The organism is Ornithinimicrobium sp. (assembly GCF_030537745.1).
In the GTDB taxonomy this organism is placed as follows: Bacteria; Actinomycetota; Actinomycetes; order Actinomycetales; family Dermatophilaceae; genus Ornithinicoccus.
The window spans coordinates 1-9,753 of sequence record NZ_JAUNVI010000083.1; the positions used below are offsets into that span (position 1 = coordinate 1).

At 67.4% G+C, this 9,753-nt stretch carries 8 protein-coding genes; 2 read left to right on the top strand and 6 right to left on the bottom strand.

The annotated features are described in order from the left end of the window. Positions 1-11: 11 nt before the first annotated feature. The 3 genes from Q4P07_RS13010 to Q4P07_RS13020 are packed head-to-tail and all read right to left on the bottom strand — an operon-like array spanning position 12 to position 2,833. Positions 12-413: a hypothetical protein gene (locus tag Q4P07_RS13010; RefSeq protein WP_303375343.1), complete on the bottom strand. Its 402-nt coding sequence runs from the start codon at positions 411-413 to the stop codon at positions 12-14. Positions 414-439: 26 nt separating this feature from the next. Next, the gene (locus Q4P07_RS13015; RefSeq protein WP_303375344.1) at positions 440-1,918 is read right to left on the bottom strand and encodes an aldehyde dehydrogenase family protein; all 1,479 of its coding nucleotides are present in this window, start codon (positions 1,916-1,918) and stop codon (positions 440-442) included. A 45-nt stretch (positions 1,919-1,963) separates the two neighbouring features. After that, entirely contained in the window at positions 1,964-2,833 is an 870-nt protein-coding gene (locus tag Q4P07_RS13020) for a DUF429 domain-containing protein (RefSeq protein WP_303375345.1), read from the bottom strand. Positions 2,834-2,997: 164 nt separating this feature from the next. On the opposite strand from Q4P07_RS13020, the gene Q4P07_RS13025 reads away from it, so the two are divergent. Together Q4P07_RS13025 and Q4P07_RS13030 are read left to right on the top strand one after the other, a co-directional pair. Then, entirely contained in the window at positions 2,998-4,551 is a 1,554-nt protein-coding gene (locus Q4P07_RS13025) for a sodium-dependent transporter (RefSeq protein WP_303375346.1), read from the top strand. Then, positions 4,548-4,730: a methionine/alanine import family NSS transporter small subunit gene (locus Q4P07_RS13030; RefSeq protein WP_303375347.1), complete on the top strand. Its 183-nt coding sequence runs from the start codon at positions 4,548-4,550 to the stop codon at positions 4,728-4,730. Before Q4P07_RS13025 ends, Q4P07_RS13030 begins: the two co-directional genes overlap by 4 nt. Here Q4P07_RS13030 and Q4P07_RS13035 read toward each other — a convergent pair. The 3 genes from Q4P07_RS13035 to Q4P07_RS13045 form a co-directional block, all read right to left on the bottom strand. Next, complete coding sequence (locus Q4P07_RS13035; RefSeq protein ID WP_303375348.1) at positions 4,645-6,303, bottom strand: NAD(P)/FAD-dependent oxidoreductase; 1,659 nt, start codon at positions 6,301-6,303, stop codon at positions 4,645-4,647. The two genes, Q4P07_RS13030 and Q4P07_RS13035, sit on opposite strands and share 86 nt — an antisense overlap. Before the next feature lie 30 nt (positions 6,304-6,333). Beyond that, on the bottom strand, positions 6,334-7,686 hold the full coding sequence (gdhA, locus tag Q4P07_RS13040; protein WP_303375349.1) for an NADP-specific glutamate dehydrogenase: 1,353 nt from the start codon (positions 7,684-7,686) through the stop codon (positions 6,334-6,336). Between the two features lie 116 nt (positions 7,687-7,802). Further along, positions 7,803-9,753 (bottom strand): DEAD/DEAH box helicase (locus tag Q4P07_RS13045; RefSeq protein WP_303375350.1); only part of this gene is annotated, 1,951 nt, incomplete at its 5' end.

A 9,753-nucleotide genomic window follows, 5' to 3' on the forward strand; every position in this document is an offset into this window, starting at 1 on the left:
GGTCGACCTCGTCAGCCCTGGAGGCGACTGCTGGGGATGCCTGCGTCGAGGCGAGCACCGGGCTTGCGCAAGGAGAGCGTGGCCAACGCGACGGCGCCGATAAACACCAGCACGCCCACGACAATATGCACCGTGCGCAGGTCCATCTCCGCGACCCCGATCTGCACCAGCGTCAGCACCATCAGGCCGACGGCGTGCATGAACAGCGCAGTGTTGCCACTCACCCGCTTCCACATGAACGCCGCGACCGCGGCGACCACGCTGACCACGAAGGTGACATAGCCGATCATCCCGTGGGAACTCACCCAGGTGCCGCTGGCGATCATCAGGCCGAGCACCAACTGCACGGTGGTCAGGAGGGCGAGGAGGAGTGCCGCGATGCGGAGGGAGAGCAAGGTGCTGTCTGACTTCATACCCTCAGCCTCTCAGACCTCGAGCCTCAGACGAGACTGACGTTGATCTGCTGGATCTGGGTGAAGCCTTCGAGCATGCCTTCCAGGGAGTATTCACGTCCCTGGCCGCTGGCCTTCATGCCACCGTAGGACTGCCCGGCCAGCTGGCCGCCGCCTTGGTTGACCTGCACCCAGCCAGACTCCACGCGGTGGGCGGTGCGCAGCGCGGCGCCGATGTCGCGGCAGAAGACGAAGGCCGCCAGGCCGTAGTGACTGTCGTTGGCCATCGCCACCACCTCGTCCTCATCGCGCCAGCGCAGCACGGACAGGACCGGGCCGAAGATCTCCTCACGGGCGATCCGCCAGTCGTTGCAGACCTGAGTCAGGATCATCGGCGCGTGGTAGAAGCCGGGCTCCCCGACGGTGAGCGAGGCTCGCCCGTCGTAGGCGACTTCGACGCCCTCCTGCGCGAGGCCGTCGTCGATGTAGCCCTGGACCGAGTTCCACTGCCGTTCGTTGATGATGGCGCCGATGTCGCTGGCTTCCTCGCGCGGATCTCCGACCACGAGCGTGCCGACGCGCGCGACGAGACGGTCCAGGAAGCTGTCGTGTATGTCGTCGTGCAGGAACAGTCGTGACCCCGACGTGCAGCTCTGGCCCTGCCGCGCAAACCGGCTCGCGATCAAGACCTGCTCGACGACATCGTCCGTGTCGGAGTCCGGAAAGACGATCGAAGGCGACTTGCCGCCGAGCTCCAGGGAGAAGTGAGCCAGTCGAGCACCCGCCTTCGCGGCGACGCCGGCCCCGGTGACGCTCGAGCCGGTGAAGCTGACCTTGTCGACGCCTTCGTGCTCGACCAGTGCTTGACCGACCTCCGGGCCATAGCCGGTGACGACGTTGAGCACGCCAGGTGGCAGGTGGCGTTGGCAGACCTCGGCCAGCGCGAGGATCGTCAGCGGCGCGTCTTCGGCAGCCTTGAGCACGACGGTGTTGCCTGACGCCAGCGCGGCGGGCAACTTAAAGGCCGCGATCATCAGCGGGGAGTTCCACGGCAAGATCGCAGCGACCACGCCCAGCGGCACCCTCCGCGTATAGGACAACGCACCCGCTGGGGACGGCAGCGTGACGCCCTTGACCTCGGCGGCCAGGCCGGCGAAGTAGCGGAACGCCTGGACGAGGCCGTTCGCCTCCGGCCGGGCCTGGGTCCGGATCGCGTTGCCGGTGTCCAACGCGGTGAGCACGGCGAGGTCCTCGATCAGCACCTCGAGGTCGTCCGCGATCTGGCTCAGGATGAGTTGCCGCGTCGCTGCCGTCGTCGCTGCCCACCCGGGGTAGGCAGCACGTGCCGCCTTGACCGCTCGGTCAGCGTCTTCGCCCCGCCCCCTCGGGGTTCGCGCGATCACTCTCGTCCGGTCCACGGGCGTGATGATGTCGATCGTCTCACCGGCCAGTGCAGGCACCCACTCACCGCCGATCAACATCCCGTGCTCGCGGGGCGCGCCGTTGAAACTTGCGTACTCGATCATGAGAGGTCGCTCCCTTGGGCCTGGTCAGAAACAGGGATGGGCAGGTCAGTGGTGGATCGCCGCGTCAATGCCGTCGGAGAACGTCTCCGGCTGCGCAGGAAAGCGGCTGGCCACCCCCAGCTTGACCCGATGGGCGGTCCAGGCTGCGGCGCAGGCATCGATCATGTCGTCGGTGGCCACGCCCACGGGGGCGGTCGTGGGCACATAGATCCCAGCGGCCGCGAGCGCCTCGCGACGCTCCTTGGCGCCCTCGGCCGTGCGCTTGCGACTCGCCACCGGCTGTCCCGTCAACTCGGCAAGGCTCGCCTCGGGGTGGACTTCCACGAGGACGAAGTCGAGGTTCTGCCGGAGGTAGCGGTCGACTTCGATGATCTTGCGCCTCAACTCATAAGCCTGTTTGGAGACGCCGGCCCCGACCTTGTCCCGGTTGATCGCGTTCGCCTCTCCGTAGGTCGCCGCATACACCGCTTCGCGGACGGGCGTGGTGAAGACCGAGGAGGCTTTGCCGACGAGAAACTTGCGGGTCTGCACGTCGGCCTCGCGTCGAGAGTCGTCGGGCAGACCGATCGGTATGTCGACGCCGACGACCGTGACTTTGCCGACCTGGGAGACGAGGTTGTCGATAGTGTCGCTGACCACCAAGATCGGGGTGCCGGTGCCGCTGGGATCGAGGACGGCCCCGACCCAGCCGACCTTGCACGCATCTACTCCCATGACCGGCAGCGCCGGGTCGATCCTGGCTGGCCGCCCTGGCCCGCCGCTTGGACGCGCCGCCCCTGAGCGAGCTGTCTTGGCCGTTGAGCGGCCGGTCTTTGCCGCACCCTGATGGCTCGCCTTGCGCTTACCCGCGTCCGACGCCCCCGCTGAGGGGCCCTTGCTCAGGGTCAGCCGCTGCCACCACGATGTGCCACTCATGGGGCCACACTAACCACCGACGGCACAGGGCCAGCAAGGACACCGCGCCACGCTCCCGCGACGCGCGCAAAACGCAAGCATCGAATGTGGGCACACATCGGCAACAACATGGGCATACTTGCCCCACCAGTCGCAATAGGCGATCAATCCAAGGAGGTCTCACCGTGTCGGCACCTGCCAAAGCCCCCACGACCGCGGGCGGACGTGAAACCTGGACGTCGTCCACGGGCTTCATCCTCGCGGCCATCGGATCGGCGGTCGGCCTGGGCAACATCTGGCGATTCCCCGGAGTCGCCTACGAGAGCGGGGGCGGGGCCTTCCTCATCCCCTACCTCATCGCGTTGCTCACCGCTGGAATCCCGATCCTGTTCCTGGACTACGCGATCGGGCACCGCTACCGCGGAGCCGCCCCGCTGGCCTTCCGCCGGCTGGCCAAGCGTGCGGAGAGCCTCGGATGGTTCCAGACCGCTCTTGCCTTCGTCATCGCGACCTATTACGCGGCTGTCATCGCCTGGTCGTGCAGCTACTTCATCTACTCCTTCGACCTGCGCTGGGGCGAGGACACGCTGAAGTTCTTCACCGGCGAATACCTGCGGGTCGGTGACCCCGAAATCTCGACCTCGATAGTCTCGGCGGTCGCTCTGCCGCTGGTGCTGGTCTGGGTGGCCGTCATGATCGTCATCGCCCTGGGCGTCACCAAGGGGGTGCAGTCGGTCAACGTCCTCTTCATCCCGATGCTGGCCATCGCGTTCACCGGCCTGGTCGTCAGGGCGGTGACGCTGCCCGGCGCCATGGACGGCCTCAACGCGCTCTTCACGCCAGACTGGAGCAAGCTGGCCGACCTGAGCGTCTGGATCGCGGCCTACAGCCAGATCTTCTTCTCGTTGTCGATCGCGTTCGGCATCATGATCACCTATTCCAGCTATCTGAAGCGCAAGACCAACATGACCAGCTCTGGTCTGGTCGTGGCGTTCGCCAACTCTTCCTTCGAGATCCTGGCCGGCATCGGCGTCTTCGCCACGCTGGGCTTCATGGCTCACCAGCAGAACGTCGCGGTCGGGGACCTCGAAGGCCTCACCGGACCGATCCTGTCCTTCGTCACCTTCCCGGCAGTCATCAACCAGATGCCCGGGGGCAACATCTTCGGGGCGATCTTCTTCGCCTCGTTGATCATGGCCGGCTTCACCTCGATCATCTCGATCCTGCTCGGCGTCGCCGCCTCGATTCAGGAAAAGTTCGGGCTCAGCCAAAAGAGCAGCGCCATCCTGGTGACCGCCCTGTGCGCGATCCCGTCGGTCCTGCTCTTCTCCACCACGTCCGGCCTCTTGGCTCTGGACACCGTCGACCAGTGGGCCAACAACATCGGCATCGTGGTCTCCGCCATTGCGATGACGGTCCTGGTCGTGTGGGTGTTCCGCAAGAGCGACGTGCTGGCCGGGCACCTGAGCGCCGTCTCCACCTTCAAGGTGGGTCGGATCTGGAGGTTCCTGATCGGCGTGCTCGCCCCCATCTTCTTAACGGTCATGCTCGTCGACAAGGTGGTGGCGTTGGTGAGCGAGGGATATGAAGGCCTGCCGCAGTGGTATATCAACGTCTTCGGATGGGGCACCATCGCGTTCATCGTCCTGACCGCCGTCATCATGGCGGCGATCCCGTGGAAGGGTCGTGACGACGAGAGCTTCGTCGCGTGGCCACAACTTGAGGAGGAAGACCGATGACCCCCATCGCCATCACCATGATGATCGTGGCCATGCTCGTGGTCTGGGGTGGTCTCGCGGCCAGCATCCTGAATCTACGCGCCCACCCCGAGGTCAGCAGCGACCTGCTGGAGGACCCGGACATGGTCGCCGAGGACGAGGCTCGCGCACGCCTGCCGCGCCCCGACCGCGACCTGTAGGGGCCGCGCGAGAGGCGCAGTCCTCCAGGACCGCCCGAGCGGCGTGATAGCCACCTAGCCCGCTCACTCCCCCACCACGTCGCGAGCCCGCACCGGCCAAGAGCACGGACGGGTATGGCGTGTCCACGCCCCAGCGTTGGGCCGGGGTCTGCAGCGGCGCGTCTTCATCTGCCCACGGCCAGGTGAGCGGAGCGTGGAAGATGTTGCCGCCCGGCATTGCGAGAATCTCCTGCAGGTCGCGCGTCGTCTTCGTCTCCAGACACAACTGCCCCTGCGGGGTGCGCATGATCACGTCCTCGATCGGCTCAGCCAGCACCGAATTCAGCGAGTCGAGGACGGCCTGCTGCAGATGGCGACGGGCCGCAGTCAGCGACTCGACGCCGTCGAGCAGCCGGTCCGGGGTCTGGAGCGTGAAGGCGGTCAAGGTGTGCGCCCCAGCGGCTCGCAACTGCGGGACAAGGATGCTTGGGTCGGCCAGGGAGTGGCAGTAGATCTCCGCCGGCATCGGTGAGGGGACCTGCCCTTGGGCTGCCTCATCAAAGGCACTCTGGAGTTGGCTGTAAGTCTCGTTGATGTGGAAGGTCCCCCCGAACGCGGCTTCGGGATCGACTGCCTCGTCCCGTAGGCGTGGCAGGCGAGTTAGCAGCAGGTTGACCTTGACTTGAGCGCCTTCGACCCGCTCGACGGTCCGCGAGCCGGCCACCTCGTCGAGCACGGCTGGGGCGGCAGCCCACAAGATCTGACGTGCGGTGGCGCGCTGCTGCGTCCCCTGCTCGTCCACCCACGTGAGTGCCCCCTCCTCGAGCGCGGTCACGGTGGCCCCCGTCCGCAGGTCGGCACCCGCCTTTCGGGCGACGTCGGCAAGCTGGTCAGCAATCTGGCCCATGCCACCGATCGGGACGTCCCAGGCGCCGGTGCCGCCTCCGATCACGTGATAGAGGAAGCAGACGTTCTGTCGCAAGTCGGTCTCGTGGGCGCTCGCGTAGGTCGAGATCAGGCCGTCCGTCAGCGCTACCCCCCGCACGAGGTCATCGGCGAAGGTGGACTCGATGACCTCGCCCAGCGGACGCTGGAGGAAGTCGTGGACCAGCGCCGGGTCGGCCACGAGCCCGTCGACCTCGGACCGTCGGCGCAGCGGCTCGGTGACGGTGGGCCAGAGGCGCTGGGCGAGCCGATGGGTGCGCTCGTAGAACTCCTGCCACCGCGGGGCGTCGGCCCTCGCCCCGATGGCAGCGAAGGACGTGGCGGTCGCATCGGCGTCGTGGTTGTCGATGAGCAGGCCGCCGCCACCGCCGGGGACGGGCGTGTAGGAGGAGTACCTGCGTCGGGTGAGGCGCAGGCGCAGGCCCAGGTCCTCGACGATCTGCTGGGGCAGGAGGCTGACCAGATAGCTGTAGCGCGAGACCCGGGCGCCCATCCCCTCGAAGGCGTCCGCGGACACGGTGGCTCCCCCGAGGTCGCCCTGCCGCTCCAGGAGCAGCACAGAGCGCCCTGCGCGGGCCAGGTAGGCAGCCGCGGTGAGCCCGTTGTGGCCACCGCCGACCACCACGACGTCGTGAAAGGTTGCCGTCATACCCCTATTAGACGGCACACCGCGTCACCCTCAGATGACACCCATGGCGAGCATGGCCTCAGCCACCCGGGTGAAGCCTGCGACATTGGCACCGAAGACGTAGTCGCCCGGCTGGCCATACTCCTGCGCGGTGGCGACGCAGCGCTCGTGGATGCCGCGCATGATCTCGTGCAGCCGCCCGTCGGTGTGCTCGAAGGTCCAGCTGTCGCGGGAGGCGTTCTGCTGCATCTCCAGCGCAGAGGTTGCCACCCCGCCGGCGTTGGCCGCCTTGCCGGGGCCAAAGAGCAGGCCGGCCTCCTGGAAGACGCTCACCGCACCCGGGGTGCACGGCATGTTGGCACCTTCGGCAACCAGCTTGGTGCCGGCTTTGACCATCGCGATGGCCGCGTCCTCGTCGAGCTCGTTCTGCGTGGCGCAGGGCAGCGCGACCTGGGCCGGGACATCCCAGATCCGTCCTTCGACGAACCGGGAGCGACCACCCCGCTCCTGCGCATACACGCGGATCCGCTCACGACGCCGCTCCTTGATGTCCCTGATGAGGTCGAGGTCGATCCCGTCCTCGTCCACGACATACCCGGAGGAGTCGGAGCAGGCCAGCACCTTGCCACCGAGCTCGGTGACCTTGTCCATCGCGTAGATGGCGACGTTGCCGGACCCGGAGACGACGACATCCTTGCCATCCAGCGTCGCGCCAACCTGCTTTGCCATCTCGTTGGCGAAGTAGACGGTGCCATAGCCCGTGGCCTCGATGCGCGCCAGGGAGCCGCCCCACGCGATGCCCTTGCCGGTCAGGACGCCCGCTTCGTAGCGGTTAGTGATGCGCTTGTACTGGCCGAAGAGGTAGCCGATCTCGCGACCACCGACTCCGATGTCACCGGCGGGGACGTCGGTGTATTCACCCAGGTGGCGGTAGAGCTCGGTCATGAACGACTGGCAAAAACGCATGACTTCGGCATCGGACCGACCCTTGGGATCGAAGTCGGACCCGCCCTTGCCACCGCCGATCGGCATACCGGTCAGCGCGTTCTTGAAAATCTGCTCGAAACCCAGGAACTTCACGGTGCCTAGGAGCACGCTGGGATGGAAGCGCAGACCGCCCTTGTAGGGCCCCAGCACCGAGGAGTACTCGACCCGGAAGCCGCGGTTGATCTGCACCTGCCCCGCGTCGTCGGTCCACGGCACCCGAAAGATGATCTGCCGCTCTGGCTCGCACAGCCGCTCGATGACCCGCTCGGCGAGGTAGTGCGGATTGCGCTCGACCACCGGCCCCAGACAGCCGAGGACTTCCTCGACTGCCTGGTGGAACTCGCTCTCTGCAGGATTGCGGCGCAGCACGCCCTGGTAGGCGTCCTGCAGTGCAGGGACGATGATTGTCGCGCTCATGGCACCTCTTGAGAACTCACAAACTGGGCGGGTGGGTTTCCTGGCGTGCCACGCTGCGACGCAAGTGATGACATCTTATGCCTACATCTGCATAAATATGCCAACGGCGCGTCGCGTCAGTCGCGGGGACGCCAGTCCGGTCGGGTGCTCTGGTGACCGTCAGCATCGCGTCGACGCGTGCCGCCATAGCCGCCCGAGTCGCCGCGACCGCCCTGGGTGCCACTCTTGCCGCGGTAGCCACCGGACTGAGGCCGGCCACCCTCGCGGTTGCCGTAGCCACCACGACCGCGCTGTCCCGAACCGCCACGCCCCTGGGGGCGCCGCGGACGCAGGATCTGGTCCAGCTGACTCTGCAGGATGGGCTCACCCTGCGGCACGGATCCACCAGCCGTCTCGATGATCGCGACGTCCTCGGGAGTGACGATCTCCGGCTCCGTCTGCACGCCGGCGGCCTCGAGAAGACGGCGAACCTGCTTCTTCTGGTGGGGCAGGGCCAGCGTGACGACCACACCGGTGTCCCCTGCCCGCGCGGTGCGGCCCGAGCGGTGCAGGTAGTCCTTGGGGTCCGCCGGCGGGTCTACCTGGAGGATGAGGGAGACGTTGTCGACGTGGATTCCGCGCGCCGCGACGTCCGTGGCCACCAGCACCGGCAGGTTCCCGGTCTTGAACGCATCCAGGACCCGGGTCCGCTGTGCCTGGTTGAGGCCTCCGTGCAGGGCCGCCGCGAAGACGCCCGACTCGCGCAGCTGCATCGCGATCCGGTCGGCGCCGAGCTTGGTCCGGCAGAAGACGATGGTCCGGCCCGGCCGATTGGCGATGGCCGCGGTGATCGGCTTCTTGTGGTGCGGGTGCACCAGGAAGATGTGGTGGTCCATCGTCGAGACGCTGGCCGTCACGTCGTCGGTCGAGTGGGTGACCGGGTCGTGGAGGTAGGCCTTCGCGACGGCGTCGACACCGTGGTCGAGGGTCGCGGAGAAGAGCAGTCGCTGTCCATCGGAGGGCGTGAGGTCGAGGATCTGCCGGATCGCCTCAACGAAGCCCATCTCGGCCATGTGGTCGGCCTCGTCCAGCACGACGACCTCGATCTCGCGCAGGTCGACGGCGGTGCGCTCGATCAGGTCGATCAAGCGCCCGGGGGTCGCGACGAGCACGTCGACACCACGGTCGAGCGCTGCCAGCTGAGGCGTGTAGGACATCCCGCCGGCGACCAGCAGGAAGCGCTTGTCGATCGATCGCATGAGCGGAGCGAGAGCGTCGACGATCTGCATCGCCAGCTCACGCGTCGGGGTGACGATGAGAGCCCGGGGACGGTGCGGGACGGCGCGCGGCCGTTGCGCCAGCCGGTGCAGCATCGGCAGGCCGAAGGCCATGGTCTTGCCGGAGCCGGTCTGCCCGCGGCCGAGCAGGTCCTTGCCGGCGAGGGCGTCCGGGATGGTGGCGGTCTGGATCGGGAACGGCTGGGTGATGCCGGTCCGCGCTAGGGCAGTGACCAGGGCATCGTTGAGCCCGAGTTGGGCGAAACCGTTCTCTGCGACCTCCGCGGCGTCGACCTCGACGTCCTTGGCGGCAGATGCGGCGATGTGCTCCTGGTATGCAGTCTCGGCTGCTTCGCGGTCGTCCTCGCCGAAGCTCTGCTCTTGCACAGGTTCGCGCTGGCGCGTGTCGCGGTCGCGCGTGGAGAAGCGGTCCTCGCGGCGGCGGTTCTCATCCCAGCTGCGACCCTCGTGGAAACCACGCTCGGTAGGACGACCCTCGCGGTCGTCTCGTCGGGCGCGCCAGGTGTGCTCGCGGCGCTCGACGCGCTCTCCGCGCGCTTCACGCTCGCGCTGCTGGTCACGCCAGTCGCTGCGGTCCTCATCGGCCCAACGCGGGCGGGAGGCCCGGTCGGTGCGGTTGTCCGTGGGGTTGTCGGTGCGGTTGTCGCGGCGCGGGAACCCGCCCTGGGGGCGGTCATCGCGACCGCGATAGGCACCGCCTGAACGGTCGTCACGGTCACGACGCTGGTAACCACCGCTCGAAGACTGGCCACGGTCGTCACGGTCACGACGCTGATAGCCACCGGTCGAA